20 protein-coding genes are annotated in these 19,265 nt (G+C 49.7%); 5 read left to right on the top strand and 15 right to left on the bottom strand.

Features of this window, described 5'->3' with window-relative positions:
* Positions 1–141 precede the first annotated feature (141 nt).
* Together HMY34_RS03805 and HMY34_RS03810 are read left to right on the top strand one after the other, a co-directional pair.
* Complete coding sequence (locus HMY34_RS03805; RefSeq protein WP_202717981.1) at positions 142–402, top strand: hypothetical protein; 261 nt, start codon at positions 142–144, stop codon at positions 400–402.
* The gene (locus tag HMY34_RS03810; RefSeq protein WP_202717982.1) at positions 399–836 is read left to right on the top strand and encodes a type II toxin-antitoxin system VapC family toxin; all 438 of its coding nucleotides are present in this window, start codon (positions 399–401) and stop codon (positions 834–836) included. The genes HMY34_RS03805 and HMY34_RS03810 overlap by 4 nt, the downstream gene beginning before the upstream one ends.
* 11 nt (positions 837–847) lie before the next feature.
* Here HMY34_RS03810 and HMY34_RS03815 read toward each other — a convergent pair whose 3' ends face one another.
* The 4 genes from HMY34_RS03815 to HMY34_RS03830 form a co-directional block, all read right to left on the bottom strand.
* Positions 848–1,234 (bottom strand): HepT-like ribonuclease domain-containing protein, encoded by a 387-nt coding sequence (locus HMY34_RS03815; protein ID WP_202717984.1) that lies wholly within the window; start codon positions 1,232–1,234, stop codon positions 848–850.
* Positions 1,227–1,538 carry a nucleotidyltransferase family protein gene (locus HMY34_RS03820; RefSeq protein ID WP_202717985.1) on the bottom strand — a complete coding sequence of 104 codons (312 nt, stop codon included), beginning with the start codon at positions 1,536–1,538 and terminating at the stop codon, positions 1,227–1,229. The genes HMY34_RS03815 and HMY34_RS03820 overlap by 8 nt, the downstream gene beginning before the upstream one ends.
* A gap of 36 nt (positions 1,539–1,574) precedes the next feature.
* Complete coding sequence (locus tag HMY34_RS03825; RefSeq protein WP_202717987.1) at positions 1,575–2,549, bottom strand: IS481 family transposase; 975 nt, start codon at positions 2,547–2,549, stop codon at positions 1,575–1,577.
* A 252-nt stretch (positions 2,550–2,801) separates the two neighbouring features.
* Entirely contained in the window at positions 2,802–4,094 is a 1,293-nt protein-coding gene (locus HMY34_RS03830; RefSeq protein ID WP_202717988.1) for a type ISP restriction/modification enzyme, read from the bottom strand.
* Here HMY34_RS03830 and HMY34_RS03835 point away from each other — a divergent pair.
* Positions 4,063–5,313 (top strand): ISL3 family transposase, encoded by a 1,251-nt coding sequence (locus HMY34_RS03835; RefSeq protein ID WP_202716365.1) that lies wholly within the window; start codon positions 4,063–4,065, stop codon positions 5,311–5,313. The genes HMY34_RS03830 and HMY34_RS03835 overlap by 32 nt on opposite strands.
* 34 nt (positions 5,314–5,347) lie before the next feature.
* Here HMY34_RS03835 and HMY34_RS03840 read toward each other — a convergent pair whose 3' ends face one another.
* Positions 5,348–7,393 (bottom strand): N-6 DNA methylase, encoded by a 2,046-nt coding sequence (locus tag HMY34_RS03840; protein ID WP_202717990.1) that lies wholly within the window; start codon positions 7,391–7,393, stop codon positions 5,348–5,350.
* A gap of 146 nt (positions 7,394–7,539) precedes the next feature.
* Between HMY34_RS03840 and HMY34_RS03845 the strand changes: the two genes are divergently transcribed.
* A complete protein-coding gene (locus HMY34_RS03845; protein WP_202717992.1) occupies positions 7,540–7,740 on the top strand; it encodes a type II toxin-antitoxin system VapB family antitoxin in 201 nt (66 codons plus the stop codon).
* A 46-nt stretch (positions 7,741–7,786) separates the two neighbouring features.
* On the opposite strand, the gene HMY34_RS03850 is transcribed toward HMY34_RS03845, so the two are convergent.
* The 3 genes from HMY34_RS03850 to HMY34_RS03860 are packed head-to-tail and all read right to left on the bottom strand — an operon-like array spanning position 7,787 to position 9,666.
* Positions 7,787–8,254 (bottom strand): PIN domain-containing protein, encoded by a 468-nt coding sequence (locus tag HMY34_RS03850; protein WP_202717993.1) that lies wholly within the window; start codon positions 8,252–8,254, stop codon positions 7,787–7,789.
* Positions 8,242–8,577, bottom strand: a complete 336-nt coding sequence (locus HMY34_RS03855; protein ID WP_202717994.1) for a UPF0175 family protein — start codon at positions 8,575–8,577, stop codon at positions 8,242–8,244. Before HMY34_RS03855 ends, HMY34_RS03850 begins: the two co-directional genes overlap by 13 nt.
* Before the next feature lie 39 nt (positions 8,578–8,616).
* The gene (locus HMY34_RS03860) at positions 8,617–9,666 is read right to left on the bottom strand and encodes an Sfum_1244 family protein (RefSeq protein ID WP_202717995.1); all 1,050 of its coding nucleotides are present in this window, start codon (positions 9,664–9,666) and stop codon (positions 8,617–8,619) included.
* A 115-nt stretch (positions 9,667–9,781) separates the two neighbouring features.
* Here HMY34_RS03860 and HMY34_RS03865 point away from each other — a divergent pair, with 115 nt between their 5' ends.
* Positions 9,782–10,354 (top strand): hypothetical protein, encoded by a 573-nt coding sequence (locus HMY34_RS03865; RefSeq protein WP_202717996.1) that lies wholly within the window; start codon positions 9,782–9,784, stop codon positions 10,352–10,354.
* Here HMY34_RS03865 and HMY34_RS03870 read toward each other — a convergent pair whose 3' ends face one another.
* The 7 genes from HMY34_RS03870 to leuB form a co-directional block, all read right to left on the bottom strand.
* Complete coding sequence (locus HMY34_RS03870; RefSeq protein ID WP_202717997.1) at positions 10,355–11,260, bottom strand: alpha/beta hydrolase; 906 nt, start codon at positions 11,258–11,260, stop codon at positions 10,355–10,357.
* Between the two features lie 27 nt (positions 11,261–11,287).
* Positions 11,288–12,457, bottom strand: a complete 1,170-nt coding sequence (locus HMY34_RS03875) for a UbiH/UbiF/VisC/COQ6 family ubiquinone biosynthesis hydroxylase (RefSeq protein ID WP_202717998.1) — start codon at positions 12,455–12,457, stop codon at positions 11,288–11,290.
* A gap of 86 nt (positions 12,458–12,543) precedes the next feature.
* A complete protein-coding gene (locus HMY34_RS03880; RefSeq protein WP_202717999.1) occupies positions 12,544–12,855 on the bottom strand; it encodes an RDD family protein in 312 nt (103 codons plus the stop codon).
* A 98-nt stretch (positions 12,856–12,953) separates the two neighbouring features.
* Complete coding sequence (gene truA / locus HMY34_RS03885) at positions 12,954–13,736, bottom strand: tRNA pseudouridine(38-40) synthase TruA (protein WP_202718000.1); 783 nt, start codon at positions 13,734–13,736, stop codon at positions 12,954–12,956.
* 71 nt (positions 13,737–13,807) lie between these two features.
* Positions 13,808–16,876, bottom strand: a complete 3,069-nt coding sequence (locus tag HMY34_RS03890) for a FimV/HubP family polar landmark protein (RefSeq protein WP_202718001.1) — start codon at positions 16,874–16,876, stop codon at positions 13,808–13,810.
* Between the two features lie 259 nt (positions 16,877–17,135).
* Entirely contained in the window at positions 17,136–18,158 is a 1,023-nt protein-coding gene (locus tag HMY34_RS03895) for an aspartate-semialdehyde dehydrogenase (RefSeq protein WP_202718002.1), read from the bottom strand.
* A 2-nt stretch (positions 18,159–18,160) separates the two neighbouring features.
* Complete coding sequence (gene leuB / locus HMY34_RS03900; RefSeq protein ID WP_202718003.1) at positions 18,161–19,240, bottom strand: 3-isopropylmalate dehydrogenase; 1,080 nt, start codon at positions 19,238–19,240, stop codon at positions 18,161–18,163.
* Between the last annotated feature and the right edge of the window lie 25 nt (positions 19,241–19,265).

The following is a 19,265-nucleotide window of genomic DNA, read 5'->3' on the forward strand; positions in this document are numbered from 1 at the left end:
AAGCATGGCTGAAAAGCTTCCGACTACCTGAACCAGACTTTGGATTTGCCCCGTTTTTTGATGGATTTCCGCCATTTCGTTGATGATAGGCCAGTCATGTCACGCTATACTCACTAATAGTATTACTCAGGAGTAAGCACTATGCAGCGTATTAGTATTACCATAGACAACACACTAAAAGATCAACTAGACAACACCATCCCCAAGGGAGAACGCGCCCGCTTTGTTGCCGAAGCCATCCAGCAAGCTCTGGAGAACTGGCATCGTCAACAAGCACTCGCCATGTTACAGAACCTCACCCGCTTTAAAGTCGATCACGACTCGGTTGAAACCTTGCGTCATATTCGTCAAGAACGGGGAGAATATTTGGCAGCAAGGCATCAACCGGAGCCGCAACCGTGAAATCGTTGATCATTGACACCTCTGTTTTCAACAAGCTGTATTTGGAAGAAGCCGATAGCGAACAGGCGTTAGTGCTCTTTGCTCGCGCCACTAATCGTGAGTTTAATCTGCAAGCACCGGATTTATTGTATTTGGAAGTGATCAGCACGGCTAACCATTATCACGTACCGATTGATTTTGTTAGCCAATTGCTGGATTTTCAAACCCGTCACTTATTGCCATTGCGGACACTCACACGGGCGGAAATGAAAAAAGCCATCGAGATCACCCAGCAGGGTCATCCACAAAGCGGCTACCCTTCCATTTACGATAGTGTCTTCCATGCAATGGCAATGTGTAACGATGCCATACTTGTTACGGCAGATAAGCGACATTACGAGAAGACCAAGCACTTGGGAAATATTATTCAGTTGAAGGATTGTGGGGCGTTATAGTTTCACCGTCTTCAATTGCGCTCAGCCTGCTGAAGATCACTGAGCATCGTTTCCAATGTGGCAATCATGGTGGGAATGTCATTTTTACAGATATTGAACAACTGTTCTGCGTCAACATGAAAATAGGTGTGTGCCAGCACATCCCGCATTCCCATTGCGCCGCGCCATCTTACCGTTGGGTATTGCGGGAAAAGTTTGCCTTCGGTTTTACGGTCGATATTTTTCAGCTCTTCACCTGCTGCAATTAAAATCATGCAAATGGCATCTAGCTTATCCTCGCCGTCTTCCGTCAGATAGAAATCGGAAGGTTCAGTGATTGGAGCAAAACGGCGAGGGATGCGGCGCAGTGCTGCCAGCAAGGTTTGCAGCTTTTCAATCAGCAGTTCACGGTCATACATAAACGGCTTCCTGTTCGATACGGGCTTTCAGGCGTGAGTTGGTGAGTCCGCGCAGGTGCAGTACGTCCACGGGTTTTTCCAACACGGCTTCCAAGTCTTGTTTCATCATGGCGGTCAGGAACAGGTTGGGGTTGTCGGTCTCGAATACGATGTCCACGTCACTGTCTGGGGTGGCGGTATTGTGGGCGTAAGAGCCGAAATAGCCTAAAGCGCGTAGGCTGTATTCCGTGCCGTGCTGTTGTTTGAAAGCCGACAGCAGAGCGCGGAGTTCAGGAATACTTAACGTGCGTTGGTTAGCGGGCATTGGCTTCCTCCCGATCAAAGCGGTAATTCCTTAAGTCTAGGTGTCAAGTCCCGATAGATCATATACTTTCTTTTTGAATAAATCTGGCTTCTTTTTCTGCCATTCCTTGAGTGCTTGAACAGGAGTTTTGTATTCCAGTGCCTTCTGGGGGATGCAGTGGTTGTAAAGCCGCTCATAATGTTTGATCGCCTCAGCTAATTCATTAGATGAGGCGAAACGGGTGGTTTGCAACAAGTCGCTGATCCGTCCGTTGAAGCGCTCCACCATACCATTGGTTTGGGGTGTGCGTGGCTTGGTGAGGCGGTGTTCAGCCTTGATAGCTTTGCAGGCTTTATCGAATTTGTGCTGCCCTGTGGGGTCACGTTCCCCTTTGCGGGTAAAGCGGTCGGTGAATTCCTTGCCGTTATCGGTTAGCACGTATTGCACCTTGATGGGGAAGCGTTGCTCTACCTTACCCAGAAAATCTGCTGTGCTGGCGGCGGTTTTGCCGGGGTAAATAGCAAGGCACACCATGCGGCTGGCGCGGTCAATGGCGACATATAGGTATTGGTGTTCTTTCTCATCGGGCATCTTCGGCAAGTATTTGATGTCAATATGGATATAGCCGGGTTCGTAGTCCTTGAATACTTTTTTCGGCGGTGGCTCTTCGCCGTACAATTCCTGCTTCATCACCGTCAGGTTGGCAATCCCATGACGGCGCAGGCAACGGTCAATACCCGAACGGCTGGCGGCGGCATTGATGTATTCCTGGGTGATGTGGGTCAGGTCATCCAGCGACAGTAGCAGGGTTTTGCGCAGCTCCACCACCAGCCATTCCTGTGCCTCAGTCAGCGTGGTTTGCAGCGTATCGGGGCGGTGCGATTTGTCGGTCATCTCCTCCCTGTTCTGCCATTTGCGGATCGTCAGGCGACTGACATTGTATTGCTGCGCCAGCGCTGCTTGCGTGAGCGACGATGCCTTGATTTCGCTGCGTAATTTCGGGGTCGTCCGTGCTTCGGAATGCAGTTTCATGTACGCTTTGCCTTGTAACCATGAGTGGATAAGATGCCTTCAAGGATAGCCCGTGCTTTGAATAGTGGGTAGCTCCTTGAGGGAATATGATCCCATGGGACATGACATCTAGGCAAAAATCACCGACAGGTGCGGGGTTTGGTTGGCGGATGCAATGTTTTAACTCATCCAATAGTTCCGCAAATTTGGTATCACTAATCTGGTAAGCTTCTTCTACCAAACGTTCCCGCAAAGAGTTTACTGCTAACATGTTTAAGGTTTCCATGCCTGATCAATTTCTTGCATCAGACGGTCAGTTTCTTTCAACGCCACAATGATTTTCTGATAATGCCGAATATCATCCAGAGTAAGTGTGCGCCCGACACGATCTTTTAACCATTTTTGTGCCGGTTGGTATCCGCCGATGTAAAATTCCCACGCAATCAGCGGGATAGCGTCGATATATTGCTCATCATTGATCCAAATACGTCCTAAACATTTATTTGCATCGTATAACTCCCAGTCTTTACTAACAATTTTACGAGCAACAAGATTATCGCCTGCTTTGGGATACGTGGTAATGGATTTCTTGAGCAGAGGGCTTTCCAGCAAATGCAACTGACGTAATTCACCGCCCAATTTAACCAACTTCCAAAAAGTTTCTGCATCCTTAGGATAAGGAACACGCGGAAAATCGGACTTCAGAAACTCTGCATATTTTTTTCGATAAGCAGGTGAGTAAAGAACTCCATAAGCATAATCAATTATGTCAATAGCGACCAAAAAACCATCTTTTTTTACCACACTTTCATCACTAAATTCTAATTTAAATATTTTAGATATTTTAGATATTTTTTTGGAAATCTCTGATTTTACATTAAGCTTCATCTTTTTACTTTCAAGACCGTAAAGACTATTGTCTTTTGAGTACAAATATAATGCGGCGGCATAGCTTCCATCATAAGGAGTAGCTATTTTATGTTGTCCAAGAGGAATGCTAGAAATAAAAACTGAAAAATTCTCTTTCGTTTGGCGCGTAAAAATTAGTCCAACATTGTTTTCTTGCAACTGATCATTCAATGATGGTCTATGGTAATCAAACGCATAAGAACCATATAGCATATAGCGGAAGTCGAAAGGACGATATAAGCATTTTACTGGATTTGGTTTACTATCTAAACTTCTAGCTTTATCTATTTTCCAATCTCTATTATCAGATAGACCGTAAATCCTAGAAAATTCCTCATTACTGATAGAGTTATCCATAAAATCAGCAACCCTTTCTTCTGCTTCTCTTTTCTCAAAAGCTATAGCAAAATGATCTCGATGAGAGTTTGGTCCAAGGTAATACTCATGAAAAAGATCTGATAAAGAAAACCCTTTGTTGTAAGATTTTTCCGATGAGGTGTCCTTGTTAGAAAAGACATATTGGGGTGCATAAATATCTAATTTTTTGGCTCTTCGGTAATTCCCGTGGTGAGCCACAACATATAGTATTGAGGCTATATCAACCATCGGCAGGTAGAAGCTAACAATGACCGCAACCTTCCAAATTCCGCTCGACATTCCCGATGTTCACATACTATCAAACCGTTCTGGTGAAAAGGGTGAATTCATCCTAGAGGTGGAAAGCAGCCTGAACGCGACGACTTGCCGCCGTTGTGGGCGGGAGATCACGGAGTTTCATGGTTATGATCAACCGATCCTGCTGCGCCACCTGCCGGTATTTGGGCGTGATGTATGGATAGAAATCCGCCCCAAACGTTACCGTTGCCCTCACTGTGATGATCACCCGACCACAACTCAACGACTAAGCTGGCACGAACCCCGTAGCCCGCACACCAAAGCGTTTGATGCTTGGTTGGTGAGCATGTTGGGTAATTCCACGGTAAGCGATGTTAGCCGCCGTTGCCATGTCGGGCATGATGCGGTGGAAGGGGCGGTTAATCGTTGCATCCGTGCCAAGGTGGAGTGGGCGGATTACACCCAATTACGCACCTTGGGTATTGACGAGATAGCCCTGAAGAAAGGTCACAAGGATTTTGTCGCGATCATCACCACCTTGGATAAGAACGACCAAGTTTGTGTACTGGCAATCCTACCCAATCGCCTAAAAGAAACGGTGGTGACGTTTCTCAACAGCATTCCCGCGCACCTGAAAGCCACGGTAAAGCGCGTTTGCTGCGATATGCATGAAGGTTACAGCAACGCCGTCAAGGAAACGTTGCCCCATGCGCACATCGTGGTTGACCGTTTCCATGTGGCACAATACTACAACAAGGCGGTGGATAATTTGCGCAAAGAAACGCTGACAACACTCAAGAAAAACCTTCCAGAGGACATCTACCAACAGTACTGTCAGGGGATGTTATGGCCGTTTCGTCACCATTTCTGGTCGCTGGACGCAGAACAACAAGCACAAGTCAGCCATTTCTTGGGCTATGCACCGGAACTGAAACAAGCATGGCTGTTACGTCATGAACTGACGGCAACCTTCATGAAATACCAAACCAAAGCCGAAGCCAACCAACAATTGGATGCTTGGAAACAGAAAGTGACGGAATCAGGGCTAAGCTGTTTCGATAAATTCCTGACCTTGCTCGAAACTTGGCAAGACAGCATTACCAACTATTTTGAAGACCGGCATACGTCGGGTTTTGTCGAAGGCTTGAACAACAAGCTTAAAGTCATCAAACGACGCTGTTATGGCTTGTTGGATGTTAAACGATTTTTTCAGCAGATTCAGATTGACCTACGCTTTGCGCGAGGACAATCTTTTGCATAAGGTCAAAACTACATGTTGTGGCTCACCACGGGAATTACCGAAGAGCCAATTTTTTTAACTTGAAACCTTCTAAATTCTTATTTAAAAGTTCTTGATATTTTGATTCACGGCTGCCGTATAAGTCGCAATGTAGAACTTCGGCTAGTTGTCCTTTTTTCTTTTTGCCGGTCTTGATGAATAGGTTGATCGAAACGCCTTGTTGAATATCGAAGACGTTTTCATCTTTGCTGCCATCTGGAGCGGTTTCTTTCTTTTTGCTATTGCCGTGTAAGTCGATGATGTAAATCTTGTCAAACGTGGTGAGTAGATGCCAACGCATCCCACGAAAAGTAGGATTATCCAAAAAGCCATTGTTGCTGATATAGGCAAGCACACCCTCACGGTTCTTTTCTACAAAGAATTGTCCATAGCGGATAAATTTAACGTAATCATCATTCAACCATTTCGGATTTTTCTCTTGCAGCTTGCCACCACCCGGTTCTTGCTTGTAATCTGCCAGTAAGTCTTCAATCCATTTACCTTTATTTGCAGAATGACCACTATAAGGTGGATTTCCAATCACTACCATCACGGGCGTATCACGCTTGATATAGTTCGCTGCTTGCGCCTCATCAGACAGCCAAGCCGTAAACAAAGTCGCCGTATCAGGGTGATGTTCTTCCAAAGCATTGGTTAAAAAGATATTAAAACGCTGATCATCTTTAGCCTCATAGCCTGTTTCGCGTAATAATAAATCCATTTTCAGATGAGCCATCGCATAAGATGCCATGAGAATTTCAAAGCCATGCAAGCGCGGCACTAAATCATTTTTCACATACTGAGGCCAGATGCCGGGCATGGATTCAAAATCTTGGTAAATGTGCTTCACCGCTTCTGCTAAAAACGTACCCGTGCCACAAGCAGGGTCAAGAATTTGCACGCGATGAACTTCTTTCTCTACTTTTTCTATCCGCGTTGCGCGTTCTTTACCCCGCCCTTTCACCACAGGCATATCTACTTTAATCGTGGTTTTGCTGGCATCCGCCAAGCCTTCGGACAAATCAAATTCTGTTTTCAGAATGTCGTCCACCGCTCGCACGATAAAGTTGACCACTGGCTCAGGCGTATACCAAACCCCACGCGCCTTACGCAAACTTGCATCGTATTCAGCAAGGAAGGTTTCATAGAAATGAATTACTGGGTCGTGACGCTGTGTTTGCTTTCCGTGTTGTGTCATCAATTCGGCAACGTTGGTAGCAAGGAATATTTCCACCAATGAATCCACAATCCACACAATCCGGTCATCCAAATCATTACCAGCGATGTATTGGAACAACTTACGTAGAAACGGATTAGACATAGGAATCAATTTCGCCGCTTCTTCCCGCGAAAAATCATCTAAAGAAGGGTCATGTAAACGTGCAGCGAACATCCCATAAGCAATCGTTTGCGCGTAAATATCGGCAAAGCCTTTCGTATCAATATCATGAATCAGAATTTTCTGAAACCCTTCATATTGTGAATACAATGCATTGTTCGCCGAAGATAACTCATCACTATCTAAAGCACTTTGAATAACATTCGCCAATAATCGAGCCTTTGCCGCCATCATCTTAGCCAGTTTTTCAGGTGACTTAACCGTTTGCCCCTGAAACAGCGCAAAATCTTTAATGTACTGAATGAATGTATCGAAATATTCCGGTAAAGGAATCACCTTACCGTTTTTCACCTCCCCAATCCTCACCGTCACCGTGCGCTCACCTTCACGGTAAAAATGAAAGTCCAGATAATCCGTAATAATCAAATTAGCAAGAGCAGCACGATAACGATCAAATTGCTCTTTATGCTTTTTGCCTTCTAATGGCTCACCAATATCCTTGGCTTCAATATAACCGACTTCAAGTGCATCTCGCCCCTTGGTTTCACGCGAGATAATGTAATCGGGCGCACCACACTGCTGACGTTTTGGTTCATTGGTAACAAGTAACCCAGGTAATAATTGCGACAGCAATGCCTGCAAATCACCACGGTAAGTATGCTCAGTCGCCGCGCCACTCGAAAAATGCTTATGCACATTAGAAAGGTAAATTGCAGGTGTCATGCTATCTTACAGCCCTTGAAGATGATTATCGTGGCTTATGTATACCCGATTGCACACAAAAAATCAGCAAATCCGTTGCATCAACTTGTTAAAAGCAGCAAACACCACATAGACTATTCCCACAATACTGAGGCAAGGAATCTGTCATGCACACCACACTCAACCTTGATGATGACTTACTACACCAAGCCGTTGAACTGACCAGCATCACCGAAATAACCAGCCTACTGAACGAAAGTCTCAAAGCGCTGATCGAACGTGAGGGTACCCATCGCCTCGCTTTATCGGGAAGTTCAGAACCACAATTCGAAGCACCACCGCGTCGTATCACAAGAGATACCCAATGACACTGCCCGACTACGTTAGTTGCAGTTGGCAAGAGTCTCACTAACTTCACTCGCTGATTTGCTGCAACAATTGGCGGGACAGGTAATAACCATTTGCCGCCATCGCATCTAACAGCACGGCTGCATCACTTATCAAATGCCGCTGTTCTGCTATCCATAACACTTTCACCGTACCGACAAATGCCAACTTGCGTTGCAAAGCTTCGCGTCGTGCCAGCCGATCATCCATGATAAGTAAGGCACTAGGGTTGGTGATAGCAAACTGCATAGCTTCTTGCTCCCCTTCACCGAGACTCACCGGAAAATCCTGTGGCGGGGGTACTGTCATCACTTGCAGCCATCCTTGTTGCAAAGCGGTAGCAATTTGTTGAGCAGCGTCGTCGCTGTGCGCTTGAGATTCCTGCCAAACCGCCTGCGGTATCCACACCGTTTTAAACAGTTGTTGCAGAATCGTTAGCTGATGAATGCCCGCAAATGCCAATAACGGGCCGGTATCGCTAATTATGACAGCCATGCAGACAAATCTTGGGTTTCGTGGACGGTAGTTTCATCAGGTCGAGCAATCTCAATCCCCAGACTTCCCAAATGCTTGATGAAAGCACCCATGTTTAAGCCGCTGATCCGAGTTGCTTTGCCTAATGACATCAAACCATCACGAAACAAACTGGCAGCGAGTGCCGGGCGCAAACCGGTCGTAGTGTCACTGAGGGTTTTATCCAGATGTATCAACAGTGCATCAGGCTCATCCCCTTTTAACACCAACACGGGGGCTTCACGGGCATGGCGTAATGCCAGTGAAGGATTTTTTTTGAGTTCACGGACATTGGTAGCGTACATAGCGGCATTCCTAAAGTATTTGACCCAGTGTAGTCCACGCTATGAGTCCACGCAAGATACCATCGCTTCAATCTCCGCCAACGCCGCCACACCCTTAGCCTGAAACAACGCCAACGCCTTGCGCCCAACCGTTGCCCAATGCTCGCGCCCCCACTCCGCATACGCCGCAATCTTCTTCGCATCGCCCGTCTCATGCCAATGCTGATACGCCGCCACCAACTGCGGTGCAAGCTTCTTGCGCATCGCCGACAAATTGCCGAAATAGAAATGGATGGAAGCCGCATTCCCCCGCACCAGCAATTCCGGCAAAGTATGCAAACAATCCGCCAACAAATCACGCACCGCCCGCAACATAATGTCCGCGTGCGACGGCGGCAGCGCAAACAGCATCGTTTGCCATTCTGCATCACCCAACACCTGCCCCGCTTTCACTTCGCCGATTTCGTGCGCAATCACCGTTTGAATTTCAGCCGCCGCCATTGCATCCAAGGCCGCTTCGACATCCGCATCGAAATCGTAGTGCGCCAACGCCCGCCCCATCGGGTTATCCAAACCGCTCCAACGCCATTCATCGACCTTTTCCCACAACATGCGGCGCAAGGATTCCCGGCGGATAAAGACGTGCTTGCCTTGATTCATTGCAGGTGGCGCTTCTACATCCCGCGCCAGTTCGCGCCCCGCTACCAACAGCGTGTAATCGTCTTGCTCGATCACTTGTTCCAATTCCGCCAAGAAAAACAGCGGGCGGCAACGCCGACCGTAGCCCGCGCTGTAGACCAAGCCCACACTATTCAACGCGGTATTGATCGTTTCGTTAGCAAACGGGTCATGTTCGCCGCTGCCATTGAGCGATAACGGTGCGTAATCTTGCTCATCCAACGCATCCCATACCGCTTCACGTTGGGTGAGCCATTCGCCCACATCATCGCTAATCACCACATCGCTGAGGCGAATGCCTTTTTCCCAGCGGTAAAATTCGCGCATTTTCAGCAGATAAACGCATAAGGTGTAATCCCCCGCGTGGCGAGCGTCGGCAATGTGGCAGTTGCGTTGGATGGTTTGAATCAAATCATGATGCTGTGTGTGCATAAACCTACCTCGTTCGTTTTACCCGATAATAGCAAGATTCACCCCACCATTCGCATTCCCGCATCCGCTACCCTTATAATGCCGCACTGTTTTAGCTTTGAGAGAGGAAAACCCCGTGCGCATACGCCTAAAAACCAAGTGGAATAAGCAGGAACGTGAAGTTTCGCTGGAAGATACCGTCAGTGTGCTGGCGTTTAATACCTGGAAAATAGGGATGCAAACCCTAGTGGAAATCGAAAACGAGAATTTCCAGACCGATACCCAAATGCAGCGCGTAATGATCATGGAAGAAATCATGGCCTTCATGATCCACGTCCTCGACCGCATTGCTCACGACATCCTGAATGACGAAGACCGTGCTGCGATGATTACGATGTTCGCGCTGAAAATCGCCGATCACGTGCAAGACAATGCCCGCGACTTCGGCGGCCCCGGCGACTACCGTAACCCGTTCATCAACAAATTAAACCAGCGCATGGAAGATTACGCCGATACAACGTGGGGAAAAGTCGGGCAAGAACCCGGCTTTTCGATGAGCCTAGCGTTCGGCAACTTCATCGCCGAAGCCGTCGGGCCACGTGACCGTAAATGGGTGCTGGACTATATCCAGCGTACCCTGATGCCTGAAGTGCTCAGCACCTACAAAAAAGTCCTCACCCGTTTGGGGATGTTGGAAAGCCACAAATAACTACTTCCAATCAACGAACGTAGCAACCTTGTCTGCCAACTCATCGGCGTACAAATCCATAAAGAAATGGTCGGCGCCGTCGACCGTTTCCACTGTCAGATTATCCTGCTTAACGCTTTCAAGCTTGGCAGGCAAATCTGCCACCACTTCATCCGCCGAACCCATCACAATCAGCATCGGCTTTTTAATTTTGGGTAACAGGCTGGGGGTATTCTTGCGTTCGTCATCTTTGTAGTAAGACACCACGCTATCCGCCGCTGCTTTGGCGTTTTCGCAATACACGAAACCGGGCAGTGCCATCATGTCTGCGCCCTTACCGTCGCCCGCCAGTTTAGTCGCTTCGGTCATCATGTCAGCCAAGGGCTTTTTGTAGCGCTCCTCGTACTCTTTGCTGCTTTTATCCGCATCAGCCGTGGCAGGCGCAACCGCGATCACTTTTTCCAGCAACTCGGAATCTTTTTCAGACGCATACCACGCCACCTGATTGCCACCGCGTGAATGCCCTAACACCGCAACCTTGCTTGCGCCCTGCGTTTTCAGCCAGTTCATCCAGGTATCGAGTTCCGCCACCGCGTCTTCATGCTTGTGCTTATGTTCGATAGTGCAATCCAACATTTCGGAGGGGCGTTTATCCAGCGCATAACTCAAGTTGACGTTGAGGGTGTTGTAACCTTTTTCTTGCAGCAAATCGCTCAGGGACTGCATGATTTCCATTTTATTGTGCGCCAGTGTGCCATGCAGCAACATAATCACGCCGTCTTTCGCGGTTTTGCCTTCTGCCAAGGTCAGGTCAGCACGCAATTCAAGATCGCCTTGCTTAACGGTCACTTCATCCGCTTGCAACGTTGCCACAGCAGCCAACAGTGAAAAGGCTACCGTACTGGTAACGCGGGTCAGTAATTTCATGTCATCCTCCAATGTTATGCAGTATTTTCAAATGCCCATGGCACGTTTTGCCATTTCGTATTTTAGAAAGCCCATGCGATTCACGACAGTCAACCCTGAATTTCGCAGGATTTTCCAAGGGGTCAAGGTATTGCCAAACAGCAGCCGGAAACCTTCCATCGCTTTTTGAGTGAGGATATTGTCACCGCGCCGCGCCCGTTCGTAAGCCCGCAAAACCTTGGGGCTGCCGCAATCGCCCGTAGCGTGACGAATTTGCACCACCAATTCCAGCGCATCTTTGATGCCCAAATTCACCCCCTGCCCCGCCAGCGGATGAATCGTGTGCGCCGCATCGCCCACCAACACTACCCGTTCTTGGCTGTAACAATCGGCATGACGCCCTCGCAACGACACCGCCGCGCGTTCCCCCACAGCGATCACTTCACCCAAACGGTAATCCAGCGCTTGGCTTAATTCACGGCAAAAATCACTGTCTGACAAGCGTAACATCGCATCCGCCTGATCCGCTGGTAATGTCCACACAATCGAACAAAAACCTTCTGCCAAGGGTAGGAATGCGACCGGGCCACTCGGCATAAAGCGTTGCCAAGCGGTAAATTGATGCGGCAACTCGGTTTGCGCCACGCACACCAAACCTTTTTGCCCGTAGTCTTGGGTGGACATGCCAATGCCCGCCAGTTCACGAACTTTGGATTGCGCCCCATCCGCGCCCACCAACAATTGCGCTTGCAAGGTTTGCCCGCTGTGCAAGGTAGCGGTCACGCGCTGCTCATCCACCACCACCGTTACGAGCTTATCGGGGCAATACCAATCCACGCCATCCAAGGTTTGCAGCGTATCCAGCAACGCCAGTTGAATCACCCGATTTTCCACGATATGCCCAAGGTCGGGTTCGCCCAAATCTGCCGCATCAAAACGGATTTCCCCCGAACCGGTGGCATCCCATACGTGCATGACTTCGTAAGGAAATGCACGGCGGGCAGCAATCCCCTCCCATGCACCGGCATCCAGCAACGCTCGCTGCGATGCACGGCTGAGTGCCGAGACGCGCAAATCATAAGGGTCTTCCGGGGAAAATACGCTGGGAGAATGCGCTTCGAGTACAGCAACACGCTTGCCCGCCTTGCCTAATAAACAGGCCAGTGTTGCACCGACCATGCCGCCACCCGCAATGATGACATCGTATTGCACCTGCATCGCCTTCATCCTTTTTTAGGTTCATTCAATGGCAAGACTACAGCAAAGCAGGCGCAGGAAATACAGATTCAGGTCAAATTGGCGGGTTATTCCGTTAACCAAGGCCACAATAAGAGCTTGCCGGGGGTTGCCCCCAATAAACCCCAAAATCCGAGGAAATACACCAGCGGCACAACCACTAATACGCCATGCAAAGCGCTGCTTCCATAAGAAGCGTGATACAGCAGCCAAGTTTGCCCAAACGCAAACAACAGCACGAACATGAGTAATATACTGATCAACAACAAGTCAAACGCCAATGCCAACACCCGCATCCCCCAGTGTTGATAACCGGGTTGGCGCACATGCGACATAAAATACCCTTTAGCGGGTGGGGTAAGCTGATGATTGATTTTCATGAATGACACTCCTTGTCACCTCGCAACACTATGGCTATTAAGTATAGCGGCTGAATCGCAAAATGTTGACGAAAATGCTTATCTGTTAATCAGTTTTTTCACAAGATGAAACGGGGTAAATGGTAATCTGAAGCCAAGCCAAAGCGTTCAGGATAATCCACATGCACAAAATACAAGCCAGATGCAGGCGCGGTCATCCCTGCCAACGCACGATTGCGTTGCGCCAATAATTCCGCCATCCACGCCACGGGGCGCTCTTCCGCCCCCACCATCAGCAAGGAACCGGCGATATTGCGTACCATGTGATGCAAAAACGCATTCGCTACCAAATCGAGGTAAATAAATTCACCGTCGCGCCGCACACTGATTTCCAGCATTTCACGCATGGGGTGATTCGCCTGACAACCCGCCGCACGAAAACTGGAAAAATCTTGTTCCCCCAACAACGCTTGAGCGGCTTCATGCATCAGTTGAGCATTCAACGCGCCATGTTGCCAACACACCCGTTGCTGCAACAGCGCAGGACGCGCCTGCCGATTGAGGATAATGTAACGGTAACGCCGCGAACGTGCCGAAAACCGCGCGTGAAAATCATCCGCGACCGGCTGAATCCAACGCATCGCCACGCCGTCCGGCAAATGCGCATTCGTGCCAAACACCCAACCGCGCAAAGGGCGCTGCGCGTTGGTTTCAAAGTGAATAATTTGCCCAATGCCGTGAACCCCCGAATCGGTACGCCCCGCGCACACCACCGCAATCGGTTCTGCCGCTACCGTAGACAGCGCTTTTTCAACATTGCCTTGTACCGTCGGCCCGTGGCTCAAGCGCTGCCAGCCGAAAAAAGGGCTTCCGTCGTATTCAATACAAGCTGCAAATTTCATGACACTTATCTCAGGGCAAAAATACAAAAGGCCGGGTTAACCGGCCTTTATAACGTGAAAGCGAGGATTCCTCAACCCGTCTGGTGCAGCAAGACTTCGGCTTCGCGGCGTTGATCGTCGTTGCCTTCGACCATGACTTCTTCCAAGGTGCTACGTGCGCCTTCGATGTCGCCCATATCCAGATAAGCGCGGGCAAGATCCAGCTTGGTGCTGATATGCGCTTCGTGCAAGTCAATTTCCTCATCGGGGAAGTCAAGGAATGACAGCGCATCATCAATATCGCCTAACCAATCCTTGTCTTCGTCGCTGATGGGCGCGTAGAAAGTATCTTTCGGCAAAATGCGCCCGATGCCGGTTTCATTGTCCAGATGCAGGTTCAAATGCGTGGCGCTCGACGCCGCGACTGTCGCTATTTCAGGCGCAACCGCTGCGACCGCTGGCGGTGTTGCCAGCGTGGTATTGCTGTCAAAATCATCAAGATCAAAATCCAACAGATCGTCAAAATCATCATCCTGAAGACCGGTTTGCGGCTCAGCTACCCTTTCTGGCTGAGGCTTAACAACGGCTGGCGCATCCCCTGCATCCAAGTCGAAATCCAGCTCGAAGTTATCATCTAAATCGTCCAGCTCAAAATCGTCTTGTTCCGGCAGCGCATCCTGAGCTTTGTGTGCCACATCATCCGCCAAGTCTGGCAATTCAAGAGGGGATGCGGGTTGCACTTGCGTCTCTGCATCGCCATCGTCAGTGTCGTGCAATAACTTATCAAGATCAATGTCATCGAAATCGAGTTCGCCCAAATCCAAATCGCTAAAGTCATCTTCCGGCAACTCAGGTGGCGCGGCATGATGCAACGCTTGTGGCGGCTCTACCGCTGGAACTTTAACCGTTTCATCCGATTTTGCTAAGGCCAAGCCAGCCGTTGCCGCCGCAACACCGCCTAATGCCGTTGCTACAGTTGCCGCCACGGAAGGCATATCAACCGCATGACCATTACCCTGATACAAACGGTTATCCGGGCTGATCTTACGGCCCCATTCGGCAACCGATTGCCACAAGGCATCCCGACTAGCACCTTGCATCAGCGCGAACTGTTGCGCGTGATTGTCAAAGGAATCGCGGTTATTCGCCACGAAATAGCATTCCAACAACTTGTGGCGGTATTCCAACTTTTCAGGGAAGCGCTCAATGCATTTCTTCAGCTCACTTTCGGCTTGTTGGTACAGGCCATAAGCGATGTAAACATTCGCTTCTGTCAGGCAATCGTCTTCGCCTTGCTCAGCAGACGCGGGGGAAGCCACCGCACCGGGCATTTCATCATCGCCCAAGTCCAACCCAAACGGATCGTGCGAATGTTGTGTGCTGACACTGCCCATCTTGGTGTTGGTGCTGGTATTGGAACTTTTCTCCGCGCGTTCCAATTCACGTTCCAACGAACCGAGGGTTAACGCTTCGTTTTCCACAGGCGGGTCGAAATCATCATCCAAATTGGCAACACGGTTGTTCGATTGGCTGGTTTCTTCGGGTTTACGTCGACGTCCTAACAGCCACAACAACAGCAACAATGCCAACGAACCCGCCCCAATTTTCAATGCCAATGGCGAGGTCAGTAAACCCAGCAAATCGTTGCTGTCACCGGCTTGATCCGCAAATACTGGCGGCGCTTTGGGTGCCGGTTTAGCCTCTGGCGCTGGCGTAACGGGCACAATAGCGGGTTTTAACGGCACAGCATTCGTAGTACCCGCTACCGGAGTTGGTGCAGGTGGCGCGACATTAGTATTCTGAGGCGGCGCATCCGGTGGCGCGGTTTGTGCCACGGGTGGTTCGGTTCTCAGTACCGTGTTGTTGTCTTGCCCCGCGACATTCGCCATGTGTGTCTGAATGTCTTTGCCTTGGTCAGGTGTCAACGCAACCGGCTGGCCTTGAGACGCATCAGCGGTATCAGTGATGGGCGCTACTTGAACACCATTAGCCGACAATTGTTTTTGCAAATCTGCAAGTTGGGTATCACGCAATGCCAGCAAGCGATTTTTCTTGCTCAGCATGGACTCAAGGTCTGTCACCCGTGATTTGAGTTCGTTATTTTCATTTTGACGGGCTGATAATGACTCGTTCGCCAAGGCCAATTGCTTTTCGATTTCCGCCAATTTAGCCGCGCCCGCTGCCACCGCCGCATTATTAGCCGCTGATTGACCGGTTTTTGCACCCAACACTTCCAGACGTGCTTTGTCAGCAGCGTTGTTAGCTGGTTTATTGGCGGTTTCAGGGCTTGCGGATTTTTGATCAGGCTGCTTGGTAGTAGTGGATTTGGCTGAAGCTTGTTGCGGCACTGTATTGCCTGCCAACGATTTTCTCAATTCGCGCCACTCGGCATTTTGCTGGCGAATCTGACGACGGGCTTCCGCTTGCGAAACGGCTTTAATCGTGTCATTACCGGGGGCTTTCATCACCGCACCGGCGCGGAGGTTATTGATATTTTTATCAACAAACGCCCCCGGATTGGCACGGAACAAAGCCATCATCATCTGATCATTGCTGACACCGGAACGCTGGAGGCGTGAAGCGACTCGGAATAGCGTATCCCCCGATTTAACCCGGTAGGTACGGTTTCGCGTTGGCACTGCCGCTTGCTGCGATGGTGCTTCGGCTTGTCTAGGCGCGGATGCAGGCACTTGGCGGCGGACATTACCCGCTGCTTTGGGTTCTGCCCGCACTGCCGCTTCGCCTGCAACGGTGTTACCCGGTTGCATCAGCACCGGCGGATCCAGCATTACCGTGTATTCTTTAAGCAATTGACCTTGTGGCCAACTGACTTCTAACAGGAAGTTAACGAAGGGTTCTTGAATCGGCGCATCGGATGACACCAGAATGACGGGTTTGCCACCCTGCACGGTCGGCGTAAAACGCAAGCTGCCCAGAAAGTCAGGACGCGCGACACCCACCCGATTAAATACTTCGGGTGGGGCTAAACGAACTTGAATTTGACTGGCATCTGCCGGGGCAGCAGACAACAAGTCAATTTTTGCGCGTAACGGCTGATTCAGGTGAGAGTTGGACTCAATGTCTCCAAGCCCCAAAGCGCTGGAAGCCGCAGGATAAGCTCCGGCGATGAATATAGCTAAGCTCAAGGCTTGTTTATTCACTGCAATTCCCCTTCAATTGATTCTTTATCTGTATAAGAATGTGGCATCCCTGATTCATCACCTGCATAACCTTTTTTCGGCCTTTAATTATTTTGGATGAATAGCGATTCTGGTTGTTGTTGCTTAACGCTGAAACTTTATATTAGTACATTATGCTCAGCAATGTTGCCCCGATACAAGCCTTTGGGTAGATGCTAACACCTAACCGTATCTGCTAGTCATTGTGGGCAACAGTGAATTAATTCCCGCTTAACCACACCTATATATAATCGCGTACTAATATTTCGGCAATTTGCACACTATTTAACGCAGCACCTTTACGGACATTATCAGCAACCACCCATAAATCTAAACCAGACGTGCACGAAATATCTTCACGGATACGGCTAACATAAACCACATCGCTATTAACGGCCTCGGTGACAGGGGTTGGATAACCACCATCTTGACGTTCATCCAACACTTCAACGCCAGCCGCTTGACTTAACAACGCGGTTGCTTCAGCCGCCGTCAGCTTGCGCTGCGTTTCAATATGAATAGCCGCTGCATGACCAAAAAACACGGGTACACGCACCGCTGTTGGATTCACCCCAAGCTCCGGCAAACCCATGATTTTACGGGTTTCCTGCACCATTTTCATTTCTTCCCAGGTATAGCCGTTTTCCTGAAACGCGCCAATGTGCGGGAAGAGATTAAAGGCAATTTGTTTGGCGTACAGCTCCGGTTCAACCGGACGGGCGTTGAGTAATTGCGCGGTTTGATGCGCCAACTCATTAATACCTGCACGCCCCGTGCCGGAAACTGCCTGATACGTCGCCACGTTAATGCGGGTAATGTCAGCAGCATCATGCAAGGGTTTTAAGGCCACCAGCATTTGGCTCACCATACTGCCGGGATTCGCAATAATCCCGCGTTGCTTATACCCCGCAATCGCGGCTGGATTCACCTCTGGTACGACCAACGGTACATCCGCATCAAAGCGAAAACAGGCGCTGTCATCAATAACAAGGCAACCAGCGGCGACTGCTTTTGGCACATAATCCGCCGCTACCGTTTCAGTGCTGGCAAATAACGCCAATTGCACGCTGGAAAAATCGAAATCTTCGACTGATTCAATATCCAGCGTTTTATTGCCGAAATCGACGTATTGTTCGCCATCGGTGGCAAATTCCAGTGCATATATTTTGCCAATTGGAAATTTACGCTTTGCCAGCAAGTCCAGTATGGCTTCGCCAACCAGACTGCCGGTTCCAACAACTGCTACATTATAAGTCTTTGCCATGATTACCCTTGTAAAGCTGCAACAACCGCGTCACCCATTGCCGCCGTGCCAATGTTTTGGCAACCCTCGGTATAAATGTCGCCAGTGCGCACGCCTGATGCCAGCACTGTTTTCACTGCCGCTTCGATGCGTTCAGCCAGTTCTGGACGATTGAGGCTGTAACGCAGCAACATTGCTACGGACAGAATGGTTGCCAACGGGTTGGCAATGCCTTTGCCTGCGATGTCGGGCGCTGAACCGTGGATCGGTTCGTACAAGCCGCACGCAGACGAATTCAGGGAGGCAGACGGCAACATGCCGATAGAGCCGGTCAGCATCGCCGCCGCATCCGACAGCACATCACCGAATAGGTTGCTGGTCACGATAACGTCGAATTGCTTGGGCGCACGTACCAATTGCATCGCCGCGTTATCGACGTACATGTGGCTGAGTTCAACTTCAGGGTATTCCTTGCCAACCTTTTCGACGATTTCGCGCCACAGTTCGCAGACTTCCAGCACGTTGGCTTTGTCAACGGAACACAAACGCTTGTTGCGCTTCATGGCAGTTTCAAAGCCGACGCGGGCAATACGCTCGATTTCGGATTCGGTGTAAGTCGCAGAATTGAAGCCTTGGCGTTCTCCGTTTTCCAGCACGCGGATGCCGCGTGGTTGACCGAAGTAGATGCCGCCGGTCAATTCGCGCACAATCATAATGTCCAGACCTGCCACCACTTCGGGTTTCAGGGTGGACGCGGATGCGAGTTCTTCGTACAGAATCGCGGGGCGCAGGTTGGCAAACAAACCCAAGTCGGCACGAATTGCCAGCAAACCGCGTTCGGGGCGCAACGGGCGATCCAGTGCGTCGTATTGAGGACCACCGACTGCACCGAGCAAAATCGCATCGGCTTTTTGTGCCAACGCACGGGTAGAATCCGGGTACGGTTGCCCTTCTTTGTCGTAAGCGATCCCGCCGATATTGGCGTATTCCAGCTCTACCGACAGATTGCCTTCAGCGGTGAACACGTTGAGGACTTTAACCGCTTCTGCCACGATTTCCGGGCCAATGCCGTCACCGGGCAATACTAAAATTTTGTGTGTCATAACAACCTAACCCAAATAAATCAAA

This window comes from Thiothrix subterranea, assembly GCF_016772315.1.
GTDB lineage: Bacteria > Pseudomonadota > Gammaproteobacteria > Thiotrichales > Thiotrichaceae > Thiothrix > Thiothrix subterranea.

Excerpts from the sequence above, each read along its gene's own strand:
- HMY34_RS03880 (WP_202717999.1), bottom strand. The coding sequence starts at position 12,855 with ATGAAAATCAATCATCAGCTTACCCCACCCGCTAAAGGGTATTTTATG.
- HMY34_RS03845 (WP_202717992.1), top strand. The coding sequence starts at position 7,540 with ATGCACACCACACTCAACCTTGATGATGACTTACTACACCAAGCCGTT.
- HMY34_RS03815 (WP_202717984.1), bottom strand. The coding sequence starts at position 1,234 with ATGTATGACCGTGAACTGCTGATTGAAAAGCTGCAAACCTTGCTGGCA.
- HMY34_RS03825 (WP_202717987.1), bottom strand. The coding sequence starts at position 2,549 with ATGAAACTGCATTCCGAAGCACGGACGACCCCGAAATTACGCAGCGAA.
- HMY34_RS03840 (WP_202717990.1), bottom strand. The coding sequence starts at position 7,393 with ATGACACCTGCAATTTACCTTTCTAATGTGCATAAGCATTTTTCGAGT.
- HMY34_RS03870 (WP_202717997.1), bottom strand. The coding sequence starts at position 11,260 with ATGAAATTACTGACCCGCGTTACCAGTACGGTAGCCTTTTCACTGTTG.
- HMY34_RS03895 (WP_202718002.1), bottom strand. The coding sequence starts at position 18,158 with ATGGCAAAGACTTATAATGTAGCAGTTGTTGGAACCGGCAGTCTGGTT.
- HMY34_RS03805 (WP_202717981.1), top strand. The coding sequence starts at position 142 with ATGCAGCGTATTAGTATTACCATAGACAACACACTAAAAGATCAACTA.
- leuB (WP_202718003.1), bottom strand. The coding sequence starts at position 19,240 with ATGACACACAAAATTTTAGTATTGCCCGGTGACGGCATTGGCCCGGAA.
- HMY34_RS03855 (WP_202717994.1), bottom strand. The coding sequence starts at position 8,577 with ATGTACGCTACCAATGTCCGTGAACTCAAAAAAAATCCTTCACTGGCA.
- HMY34_RS03835 (WP_202716365.1), top strand. The coding sequence starts at position 4,063 with ATGACCGCAACCTTCCAAATTCCGCTCGACATTCCCGATGTTCACATA.
- HMY34_RS03875 (WP_202717998.1), bottom strand. The coding sequence starts at position 12,457 with ATGCAGGTGCAATACGATGTCATCATTGCGGGTGGCGGCATGGTCGGT.
- HMY34_RS03820 (WP_202717985.1), bottom strand. The coding sequence starts at position 1,538 with ATGCCCGCTAACCAACGCACGTTAAGTATTCCTGAACTCCGCGCTCTG.
- HMY34_RS03850 (WP_202717993.1), bottom strand. The coding sequence starts at position 8,254 with ATGGCTGTCATAATTAGCGATACCGGCCCGTTATTGGCATTTGCGGGC.
- HMY34_RS03830 (WP_202717988.1), bottom strand. The coding sequence starts at position 4,094 with ATGTCGAGCGGAATTTGGAAGGTTGCGGTCATTGTTAGCTTCTACCTG.
- HMY34_RS03860 (WP_202717995.1), bottom strand. The coding sequence starts at position 9,666 with ATGCACACACAGCATCATGATTTGATTCAAACCATCCAACGCAACTGC.
- truA (WP_202718000.1), bottom strand. The coding sequence starts at position 13,736 with ATGAAATTTGCAGCTTGTATTGAATACGACGGAAGCCCTTTTTTCGGC.